The organism is Pseudomonas sp. FEMGT703P (genome assembly GCF_002786345.1).
In the GTDB taxonomy this organism is placed as follows: Bacteria; Pseudomonadota; Gammaproteobacteria; order Pseudomonadales; family Pseudomonadaceae; genus Aquipseudomonas; species Aquipseudomonas peli.
In genome coordinates this window covers 396,419-417,059 of the sequence record NZ_PGCM01000005.1, presented here as the reverse complement: position 1 = coordinate 417,059, position 20,641 = coordinate 396,419, and the positions used below count along the sequence as shown (strand labels likewise).

Sequence of the window (20,641 nt, the reverse complement as noted above, 5' to 3'; positions counted from 1 at the left end):
AACCCTCTCCCGCCAGCGGGAGAGGGAGCCGAACGCAGCAGGTTGTAGATACGCTAGCGCCGCCTCGATCATTGGCTGAATTACTAATCCAACAAGCTACGCGGTCAACTCCCCTCGCCCGCTTGCGGAAGAGGGGCTGGGGGAGAGAGCCGCTTGCGCTCCACCCATAAGCGCAACCGCTCCAGCACCGCATCTGTTTGCAGCAGCACCTCATGATTCCAGAAACGCAGAACGTCAAAGCCCTGCGTCCTTAGCCAGCCATCACGCTGCTCGTCATAGGCCGCCTGCTCAGCATGCTGACTACCATCCAGCTCAATGACCAGGCCTATCTCCAGGCACACGAAATCCACGATGTAACGGCCCAACGGCTTCTGCCGCTTGAACTTAAGCCCCATGCAACGATGGGCGCGCAGCTGATACCAAAGACACCGTTCTGCCTCGGTCATCTCACGCCGCAGCGTTCTGGCACGCTCCCTCATGAGCCCGTCCATAAGCTACCCTGCTCCCTGCAAAGCCCACTATTTGAACAAACCCTAGCCCATGCGCCTGATCGACACCCACACCCACCTGGATTTCCCCGATTTCGATGCGGATCGCAGCGAGCTACTGACGCGCTGCCGCAGCCGTGGCATTGAGCGGTTGGTGGTTCTGGGTGTGCATCAGGCCAACTGGCAGCGGGTGTGGGATCTGGTGCAAGCCGAAGACAGCCTGTATGCGGCGTTCGGCCTGCACCCGGTATACCTGGATGAACACCAGCCAGAACACCTGAGCGAACTGCGTGACTGGCTGACTCGCTGCGCCGGCCACCCCAAGCTTTGCGCCGTGGGCGAGTTCGGTTTGGACTATTTTCTTGAGCAGCTGGACCGCGAACGGCAGCAACAGCTGTTCGAAGCGCAGCTCAAACTCGCCAGCGAATTCGAGCTGCCCGCCCTGCTCCACGTACGCCGCGCCCATGCGGAGACGATCGCCACGCTGAAACGCCTAAAGCCAGCACGTGGCGGCATCATCCATGCCTTTGCCGGCAGCACTGAAGAAGCAAGGGAATACCTCAAGCTAGGCTTCAAACTCGGCCTCGGCGGCGCCCCCACCTGGCCGCAGGCATTGCGCCTGCGCAAGGTGGTGGCGCAATTGCCGCTGGAGGCTATCGTTCTGGAAACCGACTCACCCGATATGGCGCCGTCCATGCACCCCAACCAGCGCAATAGCCCGGACTACCTGCCGGACATCTGCGCGGCCCTGGCCGAGCTACGCGGCATCAGTGCCGAAGAGCTGGCCAGCGCCAGCAGCCGCAATGCCACCAAGTTGTTTTGCTGGGACTGACCTGGGGCGAAACCATACGTCGCGGGCTTATGCCGCCGCCTCAACCAGAGGCTGAGTGTCCGCACGTTTCAACAGTGCATAGCTCACCCCGGTCAGCAGACTGCCCGCAACAATGGCTAACAGGTACAACAGCGCATGGTTAATCGCGTTGGGGATCAACAACACAAACAGGCCACCATGCGGGGCCATCAACTTGCAGCCGAAATACATCGACAGAGCACCGGTCAGTGCCCCTCCAGCAATGCTCGCTGGAATCACCCGTAACGGGTCCTTCGCGGCAAACGGAATCGCCCCTTCGGAGATAAAACACAGCCCCAAAACACCAGCGGCCTTGCCTGCCTGGCGCTCGCTTTGCGCGAACTTGTGCCGCGCCAGCACGGTGGCAATCGCCATGCCGATGGGGGGTACCATACCGCCGGCCATGGCCGCGGCCATGGGGGCGTAGCTCTGCGAGGCCAGCAAGCCAACCGAGAAGGCATAAGCGGCCTTGTTGATCGGCCCGCCAAGGTCCACGCACATCATGCCGCCAAGCAACAGCCCCAGCAGCACCGCGTTGGACGTGCCCATGGTGTCGAGAAACACGGTCAGCGCGGCGAGCATGCCGGCAACCGGTTTGCCGACCACAAAGATCATCACCAACCCCGTAAACAGGCTGGCCAGCAGCGGGATGATCAGAATGGGTTTGAGCGCTTCTATGCTGGTCGGCAACTTGACCCAACGCGCCAACGCCTTGGCCGAATAGCCCGCCAAAAAGCCGGCCACAATGCCACCGAGAAAGCCTGCGCCCAAGGAGCTGGCCAACAGCCCGCCAATCATCCCAGGAGCCAGCCCCGGCCGGTCGGCAATCGAATAGGCAATATAACCGGCCAGCAACGGCACCATCAGCTTGAATGCTGCATCCCCGCCAATCTGCATCAGCGCGGCGGCCAGCGAACCTTCCTGCTTGAACGCCTCGATGCCGAAGACAAATGACAGGGCGATCAACAAACCACCAGCCACCACCATCGGCAGCATGTAGGACACACCCGTGAGCAGGTGCTTGTAGGGACCGCTTTTCTCGCTGGGTGATGGATTCGCGCTGACCTCTGACGGCTCGCCCGTCAGAGGGCGGGCTTCAGCAAAAGCACGCTCCAGCGTTTGTTGTGGCTGTTTGAGTGCCACACCCGTGCCGCAGCGGTAGACTTTTTTACCGGCGAAACGGGCAGTGTCTACCTCGATATCGGTCGCCAGTAGAACGGCGTCGGCGGCAGCAATGGTGGCGTCATCCAGCAGATTGCGTGCACCGACAGAGCCGCGGGTCTCCACCTGCAGCACGATGCCCATGCGCGCCGCCGCCTGTTGCAAGGCTTCGGCTGCCATAAACGTGTGTGCCACACCGGTGGGGCAGGCGGTCACGGCAACCAAGCGTCGCACGCTGCTGGCAACCGCAGCCTCTTCGACATAGGGCTCCGCGCGTTCAGCCGCCTCTCGTAGGAAGCGTTGCGGGTCAGCCAAGGCATCAGCGGGCGTGGACTGCACCAGGCGCTTACCAACAAAACGGCTCAGCGACAGCTCGCCGGTTTTCACCACCAGTACCAGGTCGGCCGCGGTGATATCCGCCGCGCTCAATGGCGAGCCGATAGCCCGCGCATCCTGAACCTCAACCTTGGCCTTCCACCCCAGGCGTTCGGCGGCGGCCTGCAGCAGCCGCGAGCACAACACGCTGGTGACCTGGCCATTGGGGCAGGCGGTAATGATCAGCAGATTCATGGTCAATGCCTCTTATTCTTGCAAGGGCTGTAGCCGCACAGCGGCTTCTAAGCGGGCTAATTGTTCGCGGTCATGGATGCCAAAACCGATCTGCGTCACCGCCTGCGCAGCCACCGCCGTCGCCATACGCAAGGTGCGTTCAGCCGGCCAACCTTGCAGCAGGCCGTGCAGGCTGGCAGCCAACAGCGAATCGCCAGCACCGACTGTGCTGACGACCTCAACGCGAGGCGGTATGGCGCGCAAGGCAATGCCGGGGCCATGCCAGTCGACACCGGCACTGCCCCGCGACAGCACAACATGCTCAATGCCTTGCCCGCGTAATTTACGCACAGCCGCCGTGAGGTCGCTGCCGCAGACCTCGCTGAGCTCCTCTTCGTTGGGTTTGATCATCCAGGGCGCAATGGGTAACGCGGCCTGCAACGCCGCGCCACTGCTGTCGAGCACCAGCGGCACGCCACTGGCTTTGAGCCGATGCACTAACGCGGCAAACCACGCTGTGCTCACGCCACGCGGCAGGCTACCGGCCACCACAATCGCATCGTGCCCCGCCACCAGCGGTGTCAGGTTATCGAGCAGGCTCTGCAGGTGCTCGTCCTCGACCTGCAAACCAGGACCATTGAGATCGGTAATCCGCCCATCGGCCTCGGCCAGTTTGATATTGCTGCGGGTCTCGCCCGGCACGCGGATAAAGGCATCGGTAAAACCACGGGCCTGCATCAAATTTTCAAATGGCTGCGCATTGTCGCTGCCAAGAAAACCGCTGACCGTCAGGTGATGGCCCAGATCAGCCAATACTTGGGCGACATTCAGCCCCTTGCCAGCGGCGTGACGCGTGAGGCCCAGGCTGCGATTGACTGCACCGGGGATCAGCTTGTCGAGGCTAACCGTTAGGTCCAGCGCAGGGTTCAGGGTCAGGGTCAGGATACGGGCCATCAATGCATCCCCGCGATCAGGGCACGCACAGCCGCAGCGCTGTCGAGCGTCAGCGCCTGCTCAGCCAGGGTGCGTGCGGCGCTCATGGTCAATTCGCGCACGCGCGCCTTGACCAGGGCAATCGAGCGCGGTGACACACTCAGCTCATCCACCCCCAAGCCAACCAGCAGCGGCACCGCCAAACGATCACTGGCCAGCTCGCCGCACACGCCGACCCACTTACCGTGGGCATGCGCGGCGTCGACCGTCATGCTGATCAGTCGCAACACCGCTGGATGCAAGCCGTCAGCCTGTGCCGAGAGGGTCGGATGGCCGCGGTCGATGGCCAGGCAATACTGAGTCAGGTCGTTAGTGCCGATGCTGAAGAAGTCCACTTCCCGCGCCAGCACCGGAGCCATCAGCGCAGCCGAGGGCACTTCGATCATGATCCCGAGTTGCAGGTCTGCCACGGGGATTTCTTCGCGTAGACGCTGTGCCATATCGCGCGCCACACGCCACTCTTCAACCGTGCTGACCATGGGAAACATGATCCGCAGCGCACACCCATCAGCCGAGGCAAGCAAGGCGCGCAGCTGGGTTTCCAGAATGTCCGGGCGTTGCAGGCTAAGACGAATGCCGCGTACGCCAAGGAAGGGGTTTTCTTCACTCGGCATCGGCCAGTAAGGCAACGGTTTGTCGCCGCCGACATCCAGGGTGCGCACCACCAGCGGTCGTCCGCCCAGGGCATCCAGCACACGCCGGTATTCGCGCTCCTGCGCCGCCTGGCTCGGGGCTTGGGCGTGCTCCATAAACACCAGTTCAGTGCGTAATAGGCCGACCGCCTCGGCACCCAGAGCCACGGCTTCGGCGGTTTCGCCACTGGCACCAATATTCGCGGCCACCTCAATCTGCACACCATCACGGGTGATGGCCGGGTGCAGGCGCTCGGCATGGGCCTGCTGCTGGCGCAGTTGCGCCGCCTCGCGCTCACGCAGGGCCTGCTGCTGGGTGGCCTGATCCGGTGCTACGCGCAGCAGCCCGCTGTCGCCATCCAGCAACAACAGGGTGTTCTGCGCCAGCGCCAGCACCGCCTCACCGGCACCGACCAGCGCAGGAATACCCAAGGCGCGGGCAATGATCGCACTGTGCGCAGTGGCCCCGCCGCGCGCGGTGAGAATACCGGCTACACGCTGCCGATCGAGACCGGCGACATCCGAGGGCGCCACCTCATCCATCACCAGGATGTAGGGCTCGCGCGGCTCGTCAGGCAAAGTAACGCCGCATAACTGCGCCAGCACACGCCGGCCGATGTCGCGCAAATCCGCCGCGCGCTCGGCCAGCAGCGCGTCGTGCAACGCCTCCTGACGCTGCGCAGCAGCATCGATTTCGTGTTGCCAGGCCGCTTCGGCGCTGGCCCCGGCGAGGAGCCGAGCCTCAACATCATCAATCAGCGCGGGATCATCGAGCATCGCCAGGTGAGCGCTGAATATTTCCCGAATACTGGCCACACCGGCACCGTCGACCAGGCGCTGAACCTGCCCGGCGACCACCGCACGCGCCGCTTGTAGACGCTGCCGCTCGGCATCAACACCCTTGCCGCGCTCGGCATATTCAAAGCGCGGAAAGATCCGCACCAGCGCCGGGCCGATGGCGATGCAGGGCGATGCCGCCACCGCCATCAACTGACTGCCCGCGGGCGGCGCCATTGGCACGTGCGCAGCCGCCGGCAACAGCGCCGCGCCCTGCTCGGCCAGCAACGGTTCCACTGCCTCGCCCAAACCGCTTTCCAGCGCCGCTTGCAGGGCGGGCAAGGCATCGGCGGCAATACTCGGCTCGGCGCTGAAGTGCAGCATCTGCCCACGCCGCGCACCCAGCGACAGCAAACGGCTGAGGCTTTTCACCGATACCCCAGCCCCTTCACCGCCACTCAAGCGGACGCGCAACTCGCCACCAAAACGCTGCGCCAGCTCGCTGAGTACCTTGGCCGGGCGCGCATGCAAACCATGGGCATTGAGCAGCGGCAGAGTCAAACTCGGCCAGTCCGGGGCGACTTCGCCGCCCAGCGCCTCGATCACCCGGCGGCTGTCATTGGCTTCACTCAGTTCGGCAGCGCGGCCGCCGATCAGCACATCACACAACCTCTCCAGGGCCTGACGGTGCGCCTCGCCCTGGCTGGCCAGGCAAAACAGCCCTTTCAGCACCTCTCCGCGAAACTGCAGGGGCTGCGCTGGGGTGACAAACGCCAAACCGGGGCGCAGCACGCTCTGTTCGCTGTGCAGCCACCACAGCCCCTCGCCCAGGGGCAGCGGCTCGCTGCGCGCTAAGCCCAGGGCAAAGCCGCTGCTGGCACACTCGGCCTGGCGCAGCAGCCGCGCGCCTTGCCACAGCAGCTCGTCAAAGTCCTCTATTTGCAGCCCCAACCCGACCAACTGGCCGTCCAGTGCCAGCGCCTGTGGCGCACCTTGCAGCAGTTCGACGAGCTGCTCGGGCTCGCGCGCTTGACGCAGCGCCTGACTGAGATCGCCCTCCCCCAGCGCGCGAGTGAGTAATTGCAGCAGGTACAAGTGCTCATCGGACTGCGCAGCAATGCCGATAGCCAGGTACACCTGCTGACCATTTCCCCAGTCGACCCCCTCGGGAAACTGGATCAACCGCACTCCGGTACGCAGAACGTGATCGCGGGTTTGCGGCGTGCCATGCGGGATCGCCACGCCCTGCCCAAGAAAAGTCGAACCCTGCGCCTCACGAGCCTGCAAACCTTGCAGATACGCGGCAGTGGCCAGCCCACCCTCGACCAGCGCCTCGCTCAGCATGGCCAGTGCCTGCGCCTTATCCGCCGCATGGCAGCCCATTTGGATCTGGCTGGCATCAAGTTCGAGCATGGGTATTCCTCTGGCTATCCGGTTTGACAAGGTGTCGCGGCTGGCTTGAAACCCGCCTGATGAACAACATTGCTGAAACGATTCATCAAGCAGTGGCACCTTAGCTGATTATGGGTAATCCTTGAAGCCCGGCACGGATAACAGCACAGTGGCCAGCGCCCGCAACCGGCACCCCGCGCGGCCCTGTATTCCAGCCCGGATATCCCTCAGTGAAAGAGTGCTACGCCCGTGAAACTCAGTGACATCGCCAGGCTGGCAGCGGTCTCGGTAACCACCGCCAGCTATGTGATCAATGGCCAAGCTGCTCAGCGGCGGATCAGTCCCACAACCGTAGAACGGGTGCAGGCGGTGGTCGAGCAATACGGCTATCGTCCCGACCAGCAGGCCGCGGGGCTGCGCCGTGGCGACAGCCGTTGTCTGGGCTTTATCCTCCCGGACCTGGAAAACCCCAGCTACGCCCGCCTGGCCAAGCTGCTGGAACAGAAGGCCCGCGCCGCCGGGTATCAGTTGCTGATTGCCAGCTCTGATGACAACCCGAACAGCGAGCGGCAGTTGATCAGCTTGTTTCGTTCACGCCGCTGTGCGGCGCTGATCGTCGCCAGCTGCCTGCCACAGGACGACCCGCTCTACCCCAAGCTGGTCAGCGACGGCTTGCCGATCATTGCGGTGGACCGGGCCCTTTGCCCCGGCCACATTCGTTCGGTGATCAGTGATGATGAAGCGGCTGGCCAGCAGTTGACGCACAGCCTGCTGACGCCCAAACCCCGGCATATCGCCCTGCTCGGCGCACGCCCGGAACTGGTGATCAGCCAGGCACGCGAACGTGGTTTCCACAAGGCCTTGGCGGATTTCGACGGGCGCGTCAGCGTTTATCACAGCGAGCACTTCAGCCGTGACAGTGGCTACCAGCAGATGCACGATCTGATTGCTGCAGAGGGGCCGCCGGATGCACTGATCACCACCGCGTATGTCTTGCTTGAGGGCGTGCTGGACGCGATTTATCAGCAGCCCGATGCCGCCTGGTCGGCACTGCGCCTGGCCACATTCGGCGACACCCGGTTACTCGACTTTCTGCCGATGCGGGTCAACACCACCAGCCAGCAACATGAGCAGATCGCCGAACGGGTGATGGCCTGGGCGCTGCAAGCCGTAGAGCAGGCTGACTATCAACCGGGTATCGAAGCCATCAGCCGCCGCTTCAGAGCGCGCATGTAGCGCATACGCAGGGCTGCCGCAGGGCACGCGGCCCGACTATGTGAAGCAACTGGTCAATAAACAACCAGCGCCATGCAGAACGCAAGCCGCTTGACCAAGCGCCAGGGCCGCACACCTTATCCACAGTGTTTTGCACCATTACTGTGGGCTAAACGATTGATCTTGAATGCATTTATATACAACGCCCCTGCAGCTCACCCGCAAGAGCTTCAGTGGCTGATCATCCAAGGCCGTGCGCTGGGTTTGGTCTTGAGCGCATGGGGATTTGCCTTGGTTGGCGCCAAAGGTTTGTTCGGTGTGCAGCAACCACAACCTTTTGGGTGCTTGCGGCTCTGCGCGTACTCCTCAACCGTTTGTGGTGCATTGGCACTGCGCTCGTTGGCCGCAATGGCACGGCGCTGGCTACCGGACATGGTTGCCAGGCTCGGCGCACTGAGAATCACCCGCGCGCTGGCCCCTCCACACCAGGGGCAGCTGCAGGGCTGGTCACGCTCGGCCATTGGCCGCAGCTGGGTGAAATCACCGCAATCGGTGCAGTCGTATTCGTAGATCGGCATCGCGTCGCTCCTCTTCATCGTGGCTAAGCAACCACCCTCTCCCGTATTCGGGAGAGGGGTCATCGGGTTACTTGTCCGGGGCAATGGGCAGGTCGATGCTGCCATCGAGGAACTTGGTCGGCCCGTTGGCGTTGGGGTTGATATCGAACTCGAAAATCTCCGTCGGCAGCCACAGGGTGGCGCAGGCGTTGGGCACGTCGACGATACCGCTGATATGCCCCTGCACCGGTGCCGAACCGAGCAGCGCATAGCCCTGGGCCGGCGAGTAACCGAACTTGGTCAGGTAATTGATGGCATTCAGGCAGGCCTGCTTGTAGGCGATGTTGACGTCCAGGTAATGCTGCTTGCCGGCCTCGTCCACCGAGATGCCTTCAAAGATCAGGTAATTCTTGTAGTTCGGGGTGATCGGGCTCGGCTTGAACACCGGGTTCTTGATCCCATACTTGGCCATGCCGCCTTTGATCAGCTCGACCTTCATATGCACCCAGCCGGCCATCTCGATGGCGCCGCAGAAGGTGATCTCGCCGTCGCCCTGGCTGAAGTGCAGATCGCCCACCGACAGCCCGGCGCCATTCACATACACCGGGAAGAAGATCTTCGAGCCGCGGGACAAATCCTTGATGTCGCAGTTACCGCCATGCTCGCGCGGCGGCACGGTGCGTGCGCCGGTTAGTGCTGCCAGGTCGCGAGCCTCGCCCTTCATTTTGCCCATATGTGCAGTCGGCGCCATCGGCGGGTTAGCCAAAGCCGGCACGCGGTGCGGGTCGGTGTCGATCAGCTCCTGCTCGCGCTTGTTCCAGTCGGCGAGCATCTTGTGGTCCGGCAGGCAGCCAATCAGGCCAGGGTGAATCAACCCAGCGAAGTTAACCCCGGGAATGTGTCGGCTGCTGGTGAACATGCCCTTGAAGTCCCAGATGGCCTTCTGCGCCATCGGGAAGTGATCAGTGAGAAAACCACCGCCGTTCTGCCGCGAGAAGAAGCCGTTGAAGCCCCACTGCGAGTCGGGCATCGCGCCGATATCGAGCAGGTCGACCACCAGCAGATCGCCAGGCTCAGCGCCGTGCACGCCCACCGGGCCGGACAGGTAATGCACGGTGGACAGATCCACATCGCGCACATCACTGGCATCGTCGTTGTTCTTGATCGCACCGGCGGTCCAGTCATAAGTTTCGAGGATGAAATCGTCACCCGGCTTGACCCAGCAGGCCATCGGAATATCCGGGTGCCAGCGGTTGTGGATCTGCTCGTTTTCGGTGGCGGGCTGGTTGAGGTCGACCTTGATCAGCGTTTCGGTCATGACAAAGCTCCTGAGACCATTGAGGGGACTTGGCGCCACGGCGCCGGGTACGGAGCTAGTCTTCAACGGCGGCGAAAAACCGCAAATACGTCGGATGACGTATGCCCTGCATCAGCGTTCATAAGGCCTGCAGGATTTTTCGCGGACGCGAAAAAGCGGCCAGCGCATGGAGAACACGCCAGCCGCAAAGCTTGAAACTTGAGTTACTACGGGTGAGCCATCACACCGATAGATAACGGCTGATGGTCGCTTCGTCGACCTTGTCGCGGCTCTCCTCGACCACGAACTTGCCCTTCTCGATCACCAGGAAGCGGTCGGCGATTTCCATGGTGAACGACAGCACCTGCTCGGAGACCACGATGGTCAGGTCACGCAGGTTGCGGATCTCCTTCAGGGTGCGGGCGATGTCCTTGATGATCGATGGCTGGATGCCCTCGGTCGGCTCATCCAGCAGTAGCACCTTGGGGTTGGTAGCCAGCGCGCGGGCGATGGCCAGTTGCTGTTGCTGACCGCCAGACAGGTTGCCGCCCTTGCGATGGCGCATCTCCTGGAGCACCGGGAACAGCGCATACAAATCGTCCGGCACCTTGCCCTTGGCGGAGGCTGGCAAACCCGTCTGGATATTCTCCAGCACGGTCATGCTGGGGAAGATCATCCGGCCCTGAGGCACGTAGGCGATGCCGCTCTCGACTCGCTGATGAGTCTCCAGTTTGGATATGTCGCAGCCATCCACGCTGATCTGCCCGCCCCACTGCGGCAGCACGCCCATCAGGCTTTTGAACAGGGTAGTCTTGCCCATACCGTTACGGCCCATCACCGCGACAATCTCGCGCTTGGCCACATTCAGGTTGAGGTCATGGAGGATCTGACTCTGGCCATAGCCGGAGGCGAGGTTGCTGATCTGGAACATGGAAAACTCCTTGTTGAACGTGACCCGGATGCCATCCGGGCTAGCGCCGATGAATGCGTGAAGCAACTCAATGCCCCAGATACACCTCAATCACTTTCGGGTTGTTCTGCACCGCCTCCATGCTGCCCTCGGCCAGCACCTTGCCCTGGTGCAGCACGGTGACCTTGTGCGCGATGCTTTTGACGAACTCCATGTCGTGCTCGATCACCAGTACCGAACGACCCTTGCTGATGCGCTTGAGCAACTCGGCAGTCTGCATGCGCTCGTTAACGCTCATGCCGGCCACCGGCTCATCGAGCATCAGCAGCGCCGGGTCCTGCATCAGCAGCATGCCGATCTCCAGCCACTGCTTCTGCCCGTGGGACAGCAGGTCGGCCTGCAGGTAGAGGTTGTCGGTAAGCATGATTTCCGCCGCTATCTGTTCGACCCGCGCAATCACCTCGGCGGTACGTTTGAAGAACAGCGCGCCGAACACCTTGCGCCCCTTGGGATAGGACATTTCCAGGTTCTCGAACACCGTGAGGTTTTCGTAAATCGAGGGGTTCTGGAACTTGCGCCCGACGCCAGCGCGGACGATGTCGAACTCACGCATCTTGGTCAGCTCACGGTTCTCGAACTGGATGCTGCCGGCGGTGGCCTTGGTCTTACCGCAGATCAGGTCGAGCACCGTGGTCTTGCCGGCGCCGTTGGGGCCGATCACCACCCGCACTTCGTTGCGGTCGATGTACAGGTTGAGGTCGTCCACCGCCTTGAAACCATCGAACGATACGGTCAGGCCCTCGATGGCCAGCACCGGTTTGGGCATCTGAAATGCACTTGGCTGACTCATGGTGTGGTCTCCAGTTCACGGGGTTGGTTGCTGGCCACCGGGGCCTCAGCAACAGGTGCTGGCGTGGCCGGCGCTGCAGGTTTGCGAGCCAGCTTGCCCAGCCATTTGCGCCCGTGGCTTTCCCACAGGCCGGCGAGGCCGTTGGGGAAGTACATGACCACGGCGATAAACAGGCCGCCCATCAGGTACAGCCACAGCTCGGGGAAGGTTTCGGAAAAGTAGGTCTTGCCGTAGTTGACCAGCAGGGCGCCATACACCGCACCGAGCAGCGACATACGTCCGCCGACGGCGGCAAAGATCACCATCTCGATCGACGGCACGATGCCGACGAAGCTCGGTGACATAAAGCCGACCTGCAAGGCGAACATCGCCCCACCGATGGCCGAGAACGCCGCCGCCACGCAGAACACGAAGATCTTGAAACTGGCCACGTCGTAACCGGAGAAACGCACGCGCTCTTCCTTGTCGCGCATGGCCATCAGCAGGCGGCCGAGCTTGGAGGCGAGGATAAAGCGACCGATCAGGATGCAGCCGAACAACAGGAAGGCGTTGATGAAGTAGAGGATCATCTTCGAGCTGTCGTCGCGGATATCCCAGCCCATCAGGGTTTTCAGATCGGTGATGCCATTGACCCCGCCGGTGAGGCCCTGCTGACCGATGATCAGCACCGTGAGAATCAGCGCAATCGCCTGGGTGACGATGGAGAAGTACACATCACCGACACGGCGCTTGAACATCGCCACACCAATCACCAGCGCCAATATCACCGGCACCGCAATCACCGCCAGCAGGGTGAAGCCAAAGCTGTGGAACGGCTGCCAGAGCAGCGGCAGTTCGGTGATCTGGTTCCAGTCCATAAAGTCTGGAATGCCGGGGGTGGACTGGATCTTGGTGCTTTCCGGGTCGCTGGCTTCGAGCTTGAGAAACATCGCCATGCAATAGCCGCCGAGGCCGAAGAACACGCCCTGGCCAAGGCTGAGAATGCCGCCGTAGCCCCAGCAGAGCACCAGGCCAACGGCAACAAAGGCGTAGGTCAGGTACTTGCCGACCATGTTCAGGCGAAAGGCATCCAGCGCCAGCGGGAACACCACCAGGATCAATGTAGCCAGCACCGCCAGGCCAATTGCGCCCTGCTTGCCGCCAAGAAACTTATCGAGTGTCGGGTTCATGGGACGGCTCCTTACTTGCGCACTTTGATGGAGAACAGCCCTTGCGGACGCAACATCAGAATCAGGATCACCGCAGACAGGGTGAACACCTTGGCCATCGAACCGCTCATAAAGAACTCCATCAGCGACTGCGCCTGGGCAATGCTGAAGGCCGAGGCGATGGTGCCAAGCAGGCTCGACGCGCCGCCGAAGACCACCACCAGGAAGGTGTCGACGATGTACAGGGAACCTGCGGTCGGCCCGGTGGAGCCGATGGTGGTGAAGGCCGCACCCGCCACCCCGGCCACGCCGCAACCGAGGGCGAAGGTCATGCGGTCAACCTTCTTGGTATTGATCCCCACGGCGCGGCTCATCACCCGGTTCTGCACCGTGGCGCGCACCTGCAAGCCCCAGCGCGAGCGGTAGAGCATGAGGAAGATCATGCCGGTCATCAGCACGGTCAGGCCCATGACGAACAAGCCGTTACGCGGAATGTCGATGGCTTCGGTAGGGTTCCACGAGCCCATTAGCCACTCCGGTAAGGTGGCGCTGACTTCGCGGGCGCCGAAAATCGAACGGAAGGCCTGCTGCATCACCAGCGACAGCCCCCAGGTGGCCAGCAAGGTGTCCAGCGGGCGCTGGTAGAGCTTGCTGATCATCGCCCACTCGGCGAGCCAGCCAATCGCACCGGCGATAAAAAACGACAGCACGATGGCGAGAAAAAAATAGTACGGGCCGAAAAACGGCGCGTATTGCTCGGTCAGTACCGAGACCACGTAGGTGGTGTAGGCGCCGATGGTGAGGAACTCACCGTGGGCCATGTTGATCACGCCCATCTGGCCGAAAATGATCGCCAGCCCCAGGGCCATCAGCAGCAGAACGCAGAACACGGACAAACCGTTGAAACCCTGCATGGCCGCGATGGCACCAAATTCCGATAGCCATTCCATGATGATGGTCTCCAGCTGGAAGAAAGAAACACGTCAGCCCGTACAGGCGTCAGGCGCACCCTCGCGGGTACGCCCTGCCCTGAGTCCGGCTTACGCCGCTGTTACTGGTAGCCTTTCGGGAATGGGTTCGGCTCGATCAAGCCGGATTCGAACACCACCTTGAACTGGCCATCCTTCTGCACCTGGCCGATGCGGGTCTTGCTCCACAGGTGATGGTTGTCGTGCACCTTGACGTAGCCTTCCGGCGCAGTGGTCAACTCGATGCCAGGCGATGCGGCAGCCACCTTGTCGACGTCAAAGCTGCCGGCTTTCTCGACTGCAGCCTTCCACAACCATGGGCCGAGGTAGGCGGCCTGGGTCACGTCGCCGATCACCGAGTCCTTGCCGAACTTGGCCTTGAACGCTTCAACGAAGGCTTTGTTGTTCGGGTTGTCGAGGCTCTGGAAGTACTTCATGGAGGCGTAGAAACCGTCCATGTTCTCGCCGCCGATGCCCAGCAGCTCATCCTCGGTCACCGACAGGGTCAGCAGGTTCTGTTTGGCGCTGGTGACGCCGGCGGCTTTCATCTGCTTGTAGAAGGCCACGTTGGAGCCACCGACCACAGCGGTAAAGACCACGTCAGGCTTCTTCAGCTTGACCTTGTTGATCAGCGAGCCGAACTGGGTGTTGCCCAGCGGGTAGTACTCCTCGCCCACCACCTTGCCGCCGAGCACGTTTTCGATGTGCTTGCGGGCGATCTTCATCGAGGTGCGCGGCCAGATATAGTCCGAACCGATCAGGTAGAAAGTCTTGGCGCCCTTCTCCTTGGCGATCCAGTCGAGGCCTGCGAGGATCTGCTGGGTGGCTTCCTGGCCGGTGTAGATAACGTTCTTCGACTGCTCCAGGCCTTCATAGAAGGTCGGGTAGTAGAGCAGGCCGTTTTCCTTCTCGAACACCGGCAGCACAGCCTTGCGCGAGGCCGAGGTCCAGCAGCCGAATACCGCAGCGACCTTGTCGCCGACCAGTAGCTTCTTGGCTTTTTCAGCGAAGGTCGGCCAGTCGGAGGCGCCGTCTTCCTGGATGATCTTGATCTGCCGGCCGAGGATGCCACCGCTGGCGTTGATCTGCTCGATGGCCAGGCGCTCTGCCTGGATTGAACCGGTTTCGGAAATGGCCATGGTGCCGGTGGCCGAATGCAGCTGACCGACCGTCACTTCGGTGTCGGTCACGGCCAGGCCGGTGGTGTTGACGTCGGCCAGGGCCATCTGGCTGAACACACTGGCCGCCAGCAGCGAGAGTGCCGCAGCACCCAACGCTAGCCGACGAGGGAGAAAGCGAGTCGGTGAATCCATGGTCGTGCTCCTCTGGTGGTTTTCCTCCCTGGCTCGCCTTGCGGGTACCAGTTCGGTTCGCCACCAGCATGCGTTTGCCACAGGCGCGGGCGGTATACGCAGGTTGACGTAACGGCATACGTCATCTGACGTACAGCTCCGCGCCCCACGCTGGTGCAAGCTCACGCCCGAGCTGCTGGCAGATAGAAGCTCGCGCGCGCAAGGACGGCGGCTGCAGACGCAGGGCATGGATGTTGCAAATTCAAACAAGCGTATTAGCCACGACTCAGGAGCGTCCTTGTGCAGCCGACCGGCACCCAGCGCATCGTCAAGATCCGCCGCGACTACAACAGCTGGGTCGCCGACGAGACCATGGAAGACTACGCCCTGCGTTTCACACCCAAGTCGTTTCGCAAGTGGTCAGAGCTGCGCATCGCCAACACTGCCCTCAGCGCGGTGTCGTTTCTCGCCCTGGAGGCCATCGGCGGTGCTCTGGCGCTGAGCTACGGCTTTACCAACACGCTGTGGGCGATCCTTGCGGTAAGCCTGGTGATCTTTCTCACCGGCCTGCCGATCAGCTACTACGCCGCGCGCTATGGCGTGGACATGGACCTGCTGACCCGTGGCGCCGGCTTCGGCTATATCGGCTCGACCATCACCTCGCTGATCTACGCCAGCTTCACCTTCCTGTTCTTCGCCCTTGAGGCGGCGATCATGGCCCTGGCGCTGGAGTTGTACTTCAACATCCCGCTGGCGTTGGCCTATGTGATCTGCTCGGTGATCGTCATCCCGCTGGTGGCCTACGGCATCACCCTGATCAACCGATTGCAGATGTGGACCCAGCCGCTGTGGCTGTTTCTGCTGTTCCTGCCCTACATCTTCGTCATCGGCAAAAACCCCGAAGCACTCAGCGACTGGACCAGCTTCGCCGGCCGCGAGGGGGAAGGCGGCGCGTTCAACCTGCTGTACTTCGGCGCCGCCTGCACCGTGGCCCTGGCGTTGGTCACGCAGATTGGCGAACAGGTCGACTACCTGCGCTTTCTGCCGGAAAAGACCCGGCGCAACCGCAAGCGCTGGTGGGCCGCGCTGCTGATGGCCGGGCCGGGCTGGATCATCCCCGGTGCGCTGAAAATGCTCGCCGGCGCCTTTCTGGCCTTTCTCGCTTTGCAGCATGAAATCCCCATGGAACGCGCCGCCGAGCCGACGCAGATGTACCTGGTGGCGTTCAACTATGTATTCAGCTCACCGGAGTGGGCGCTGGCGGCCATGGTGCTGTTCGTCATCGTCAGCCAGGTGAAGATCAACATGACCAACGCCTACGCCGGCTCCCTGGCCTGGTCGAACTTCTTTGCCCGCGTCACCCACAGCCATCCGGGGCGCGTGGTGTGGCTGGTGTTCAACGTCGCCATCGCGCTTATGCTGATGGAGCTGGGGGTGTTCCAGGCCATCGAAGAAGTGCTCGGCCTGTACGCCAATATCGCCATCGCCTGGATCGGTGCGGTGGTCGCCGACCTGGTGATCAACAAGCCGCTGGGTCTGTCGCCCAAGCACATCGAGTTCAAGCGCGCGCATCTTTACGACATCAACCCGGTGGGGGTGGGCGCCATGCTGATCGCCTCCCTGCTCTCGGTGCTGGCCCACGGCGGCCTGTTCGGCGCCTTTGCCCAGGCCGCCTCGCCGCTCGTTGCACTGGGCTCGGCCATGCTCTTCGCCCCGCTGATTGCCTGGCTCACCGGCGGGCGCTACTACCTGGCGCGCAGCAGCGACCCGCTGTTGCTCTATCCACATGGTGTCACCACCACGGTGCAGTGCGGCCTGTGCAGTAACGCCTTTGAAAGCGAAGACATGGCCTTCTGCCCTGCCTACAGCACGCCGATCTGCTCACTGTGCTGCTCGCTCGATGCGCGCTGCGGCGATGCCTGCAAGCCGCGGGCGCGGCTGTCCGAGCAGCTCGATGACTTTATTCGCTGGCTGTTCCCACGGGTCTCGATCCCGCGCCTGCACAGCCGCCTGGCGCAGTACCTGGGCTTACTGACGGTATTGGTGGCGCTGCTGTTCGGCGCTCTGGCACTGATCTACAGCCAGGTATCACAGGGCTTGGTGGCACAATCGCCGGAGGCGCAGGAAACCCTCTATCTGGCGTTTCTCAAGGCCTTCCTGACCCTCTCGCTGTTCGCCGCGATTCTCGCCTGGTGGGTAGTGCTGACCCGCGAAAGTCGGCGGGTAGCCCAGGAGGAATCCGACCGCCAGACCCAGCTGCTGATGCAGGAGATCGAAGCTCACCGCAAGACCGACGAAGCCCTGCAGAAAGCCAAGGAAGCCAGCGAAGCCGCCAACGCCGCCAAGAGCCGCTACGTCACCGGGCTGTCTCACGAGCTGCGCACGCCGCTCAACAGCATCCTCGGCTATACGCAGATTCTGCAGCGCGATGCCGGTATGCCGGGGCAACATCAGGATGCCCTGGCCACCATCTTTCGCAGCGGCTCGCACCTGCTGTCGCTGATCGACGGGCTGCTCGACGTGGCCAAGATCGAGGCCGGCAAGCTCAACCTGGAGCTGACGGAAGTCCCTTTCCCCGAATTTATCCACCAACTCGAACGCATGTTCACCCCGCAGGCCGAGGAAAAAGGCCTGCGCTTTCGCCTGGAAACCAGTGGGCGTATGCCGGCAGTGGTACGTGGTGATGAGAAGCGCGTGCGGCAGATCCTGATCAACCTGCTCGGCAATGCGGTGCGTTTTACCGACAGCGGCGAGGTCTGCCTGCGCGTCAGCTACCTGCGCGAAACCGCCAGCTTCGAGATCGTCGACACTGGTATCGGCATCGACCCCGAGCAGATTGAGCGGATCTTCCAGCCATTCGAGCGCGGCGACCTGATGCGCCAGGACAACGGCGTCGGCCTCGGCCTGACCATCACGCGCATGCTCACCTCGCTGATGGGCGGCGAGCTGTCAGTCAAAAGCATGCAAGGCCAGGGCACCAGCTTCCAGGTGCGCCTGTTCCTCTCCGAGGTGCGCGTGCCGCAGGCGGTGGTGCATGTAGAGCACGACATCATTGGTTATCAGGGCCGGCGCCGGCTGATTCTGGTGGTGGATGACCATATCGAACACCGCCGCGTTCTGGCCGGCATGCTCGAACCGCTGGGTTTCAGCATCGCCCAGGCCGCCAGTGGCCAGGAAGCCATCCGCCAGGTTGCGCTGCTGCAGCCTGACCTGATCCTCATGGACCTGTCGATGCCGCAGATGGACGGCTGGGAAACCAGCCGACTGATTCGCCGCAACGCACAGAGCAAGGCCCCAATCATTGTGATCTCAGCCAACGCCTTTGCCGATGACCGTGAACGCAGCGTCAGCGCCGACTGCAGTGACTACCTGGCCAAACCAGTGCATACCCCCGAGTTACTCGAACGCATCCACAAACACCTCGACCTGCAGTGGTTGCGGCGCACGCTGCAACTCCCGGCCGCCACACAAAATGCGGCTGTTCGCCCTAGCGCCACTGATCTCGAAGCGCTGCGCGAGCTCGGCGCCATGGGCTATATCCGCGGCATTCTGGAGAAACTCGACGCCATTGATCGGCTGACACCCGCCAGCACCAGCTTTACCACGCCCCTGCGCGCCCTGGTGAAAAGCTACCGTCTGGACGAATTCAACCGCCAACTCAAGGAGGCCGAACATGAACGCGCTGACCCATCCATCTGAGCAGCACAGCAGCGCCGCCGAGCGCGGGGTGATCCTGATCGTCGATGACACCCCGGACAACCTGGCGCTGCTCTCCGACGCCCTCGATGAAGTGGGCTACATGGTGCTGGTGGCGCTGGATGGCCTGAGCGCGCTGAGCCGCATCCAGCGCCGGCGTCCCGACCTGATTCTGCTCGACGCGATGATGCCGGGGCTGGACGGCTTCGAGACCTGCCAGCGGATCAAGGCCGATCCGGCCACTGCCGACATTCCAGTGCTGTTTATGACCGCCCTGACCGACAGCGAGCATGTGGTCAAAGGCTTCGAGGCTGGCGGTATCGACTATGTGACCAAGCCGATCAACACTGAGGAAGTCCTCGCCCGCGTGGCCTCACACCTGCGCACCGCGCGTATCCTGCAAACGGCGCGCGCCGCCAGTCAGGCGCAACCGCTGACGCTCAACGACGAGCCAGCCTATGCCACCCTCTCGGCGCGTTTTCAGCTGACCGAACGTGAAGTGGAAGTGTTGCGCTGGGTGGCCTGCGGCAAGACCAACCGCGACATCGGCGACATCCTCGGCCTCAGCCCGCGCACGGTGAACAAACACCTGGAGCACGTATACGTGAAGCTCGGCGTGGAAACTCGCACAGCCGCCACCTCGGTGGCACTCTCGGCGATGGCCGAACGCGCCTGAGCCACGCTGACTGCCGGGCATAAAAAAACCCGCCAAAGTGGCGGGTTTTGCTTGGCAGTGGCGAATCAGACGCGGAATGCACCGATCAACTGTTTGAGGCGCGCCACAAGCCCGGACAGCTCGCGGCTGGCCTGTTCAGTTTGGCTGGCGCCCTCGGCAGTACGCTCACCGGCCTGGCTTATCTCGACAATGTTCTGGTCGATATCCTGCGCCACGGCGGTCTGCTCTTCGGCAGCGGTGGCGATCTGCTGGTTTTGGTCGACGATCATGCCCACCGCACCGAGGATATTTTCCAGCGCCTGCTGCACTTTGCCCGACTCATTGACGGTGGTATCAGCCATCTTGTGGCTCGCACTCATGGCCTTGACCGCAGCACCAACGCCACTTTGCAGTTTGGCGATCATCGACTCGATTTCTTCGGTGGACTGCTGCGTACGCTTAGCCAGGTTACGCACCTCATCCGCCACCACAGCAAAGCCGCGACCTTGTTCACCCGCTCGCGCTGCCTCGATGGCCGCGTTGAGCGCCAGCAAGTTGGTTTGCTCGGCAATGCCTTTGATCACATCCAACACTTGGCTGATCGACGCACTGTCGCTGGCCAACTTATTGATCACGCCCACGGATTGATCGATTTCACCCGCCAACCGCTGGATGCTGCCGACTTGCGACTCGACCAGCGCTCGACCGCTGACCGTTTCATCGTTGACGCTCTGGGCGCTGCCCACTGCAGCGGCAGCACTGTGCGCCACTTCCTGAGCAGTGGCCGACATCTCATTCATCGCAGTGGCGATCAGATCAATCTGGCCGCGCTGGCCAGCTACCGCCTGGTTACTTTCACCGGAGACCTGCTGCACGCGGTCCGCCTGACGTTCAACCTCAACCACGGTCTGGCCGACACGCTCGATCAGCTGATGGATCTTGCTGACCGTCTCATTAAACACCTGGCCCAGCTCGCCCAACTCATCCTGGCTCTGCGCCTTGAAGCTGACAGTCATATCGCCAGCGGCCACCTGGTTCATCACCTGACCGAGCTTTTTCAGCGTGGTGCGGATCGACACATAAAAACCGCTGTACAGGTAGACGATCAGTAGGAACACCACCACCAGGGCCGCGACCAGCAACACCATGTGCGTACGGTTTTCTTCCAGGCGAACTTGCAGCTGTTTATCGAGGAACGCCAGCACCGCATG

16 protein-coding genes and 1 pseudogene are annotated in these 20,641 nt (G+C 62.3%); 4 read left to right on the top strand and 13 right to left on the bottom strand.

Annotated features, from left to right (window positions below; genetic code table 11):
• Window positions 1-104: 104 nt before the first annotated feature.
• Complete coding sequence (locus tag CUR33_RS05760; protein ID WP_289238967.1) at window positions 105-479, bottom strand: endonuclease domain-containing protein; 375 nt, start codon at window positions 477-479, stop codon at window positions 105-107.
• Window positions 480-540: 61 nt separating this feature from the next.
• Here CUR33_RS05760 and CUR33_RS05755 point away from each other — a divergent pair, with 61 nt between their 5' ends.
• Window positions 541-1,320: a TatD family hydrolase gene (locus tag CUR33_RS05755; protein ID WP_289238966.1), complete on the top strand. Its 780-nt coding sequence runs from the start codon at window positions 541-543 to the stop codon at window positions 1,318-1,320.
• A gap of 27 nt (window positions 1,321-1,347) precedes the next feature.
• Here CUR33_RS05755 and CUR33_RS05750 read toward each other — a convergent pair whose 3' ends face one another.
• The 3 genes from CUR33_RS05750 to ptsP are packed head-to-tail and all read right to left on the bottom strand — an operon-like array spanning window position 1,348 to window position 6,863.
• On the bottom strand, window positions 1,348-3,069 hold the full coding sequence (locus CUR33_RS05750) for a fructose-specific PTS transporter subunit EIIC (protein WP_289238965.1): 1,722 nt from the start codon (window positions 3,067-3,069) through the stop codon (window positions 1,348-1,350).
• Window positions 3,070-3,081: 12 nt separating this feature from the next.
• Window positions 3,082-4,002 (bottom strand): 1-phosphofructokinase, encoded by a 921-nt coding sequence (gene pfkB, locus CUR33_RS05745; protein ID WP_289238964.1) that lies wholly within the window; start codon window positions 4,000-4,002, stop codon window positions 3,082-3,084.
• Window positions 4,002-6,863 carry a phosphoenolpyruvate--protein phosphotransferase gene (gene ptsP, locus CUR33_RS05740; RefSeq protein ID WP_289238963.1) on the bottom strand — a complete coding sequence of 954 codons (2,862 nt, stop codon included), beginning with the start codon at window positions 6,861-6,863 and terminating at the stop codon, window positions 4,002-4,004. Before ptsP ends, pfkB begins: the two co-directional genes overlap by 1 nt.
• Before the next feature lie 228 nt (window positions 6,864-7,091).
• On the opposite strand from ptsP, the gene cra reads away from it, so the two are divergent.
• Window positions 7,092-8,078, top strand: a complete 987-nt coding sequence (cra, locus tag CUR33_RS05735) for a catabolite repressor/activator (RefSeq protein WP_289238962.1) — start codon at window positions 7,092-7,094, stop codon at window positions 8,076-8,078.
• A 209-nt stretch (window positions 8,079-8,287) separates the two neighbouring features.
• Here the strand turns inward: cra and CUR33_RS05730 are convergent, their stop codons facing one another.
• From CUR33_RS05730 to urtA, 7 genes are all read right to left on the bottom strand, one after another.
• Window positions 8,288-8,635: an FmdB family zinc ribbon protein gene (locus CUR33_RS05730; RefSeq protein ID WP_160085513.1), complete on the bottom strand. Its 348-nt coding sequence runs from the start codon at window positions 8,633-8,635 to the stop codon at window positions 8,288-8,290.
• A gap of 67 nt (window positions 8,636-8,702) precedes the next feature.
• Window positions 8,703-9,932 carry a formamidase gene (fmdA, locus tag CUR33_RS05725; protein ID WP_167142659.1) on the bottom strand — a complete coding sequence of 410 codons (1,230 nt, stop codon included), beginning with the start codon at window positions 9,930-9,932 and terminating at the stop codon, window positions 8,703-8,705.
• 220 nt (window positions 9,933-10,152) lie between these two features.
• The gene (gene urtE / locus CUR33_RS05720) at window positions 10,153-10,842 is read right to left on the bottom strand and encodes an urea ABC transporter ATP-binding subunit UrtE (RefSeq protein WP_289238961.1); all 690 of its coding nucleotides are present in this window, start codon (window positions 10,840-10,842) and stop codon (window positions 10,153-10,155) included.
• Between the two features lie 67 nt (window positions 10,843-10,909).
• Complete coding sequence (gene urtD, locus CUR33_RS05715; protein ID WP_289238960.1) at window positions 10,910-11,671, bottom strand: urea ABC transporter ATP-binding protein UrtD; 762 nt, start codon at window positions 11,669-11,671, stop codon at window positions 10,910-10,912.
• Window positions 11,668-12,840, bottom strand: coding sequence for an urea ABC transporter permease subunit UrtC (urtC, locus tag CUR33_RS05710; protein ID WP_289238959.1), 1,173 nt, complete (start codon window positions 12,838-12,840; stop codon window positions 11,668-11,670). Before urtC ends, urtD begins: the two co-directional genes overlap by 4 nt.
• Before the next feature lie 11 nt (window positions 12,841-12,851).
• On the bottom strand, window positions 12,852-13,769 hold the full coding sequence (urtB, locus tag CUR33_RS05705) for an urea ABC transporter permease subunit UrtB (RefSeq protein WP_167354428.1): 918 nt from the start codon (window positions 13,767-13,769) through the stop codon (window positions 12,852-12,854).
• Window positions 13,770-13,870: 101 nt separating this feature from the next.
• Window positions 13,871-15,100, bottom strand: a complete 1,230-nt coding sequence (gene urtA / locus CUR33_RS05700) for an urea ABC transporter substrate-binding protein (protein ID WP_167354429.1) — start codon at window positions 15,098-15,100, stop codon at window positions 13,871-13,873.
• A gap of 279 nt (window positions 15,101-15,379) precedes the next feature.
• On the opposite strand from urtA, the gene CUR33_RS05695 reads away from it, so the two are divergent.
• Together CUR33_RS05695 and CUR33_RS05690 are read left to right on the top strand one after the other, a co-directional pair.
• A complete protein-coding gene (locus tag CUR33_RS05695; protein WP_289238958.1) occupies window positions 15,380-18,778 on the top strand; it encodes an ATP-binding protein in 3,399 nt (1,132 codons plus the stop codon).
• Window positions 18,753-19,451, top strand: coding sequence for a response regulator (locus CUR33_RS05690; protein ID WP_289238957.1), 699 nt, complete (start codon window positions 18,753-18,755; stop codon window positions 19,449-19,451). Before CUR33_RS05695 ends, CUR33_RS05690 begins: the two co-directional genes overlap by 26 nt.
• Window positions 19,452-19,516: 65 nt before the next feature.
• Here the strand turns inward: CUR33_RS05690 and CUR33_RS20690 are convergent, their stop codons facing one another.
• Window positions 19,517-20,221, bottom strand: a complete 705-nt coding sequence (locus tag CUR33_RS20690; protein ID WP_420875452.1) for a methyl-accepting chemotaxis protein — start codon at window positions 20,219-20,221, stop codon at window positions 19,517-19,519.
• A gap of 153 nt (window positions 20,222-20,374) precedes the next feature.
• Window positions 20,375-20,578 (bottom strand): annotated as a pseudogene (locus tag CUR33_RS20685) (HAMP domain-containing protein); the annotation flags it as partial.
• Between the last annotated feature and the right edge of the window lie 63 nt (window positions 20,579-20,641).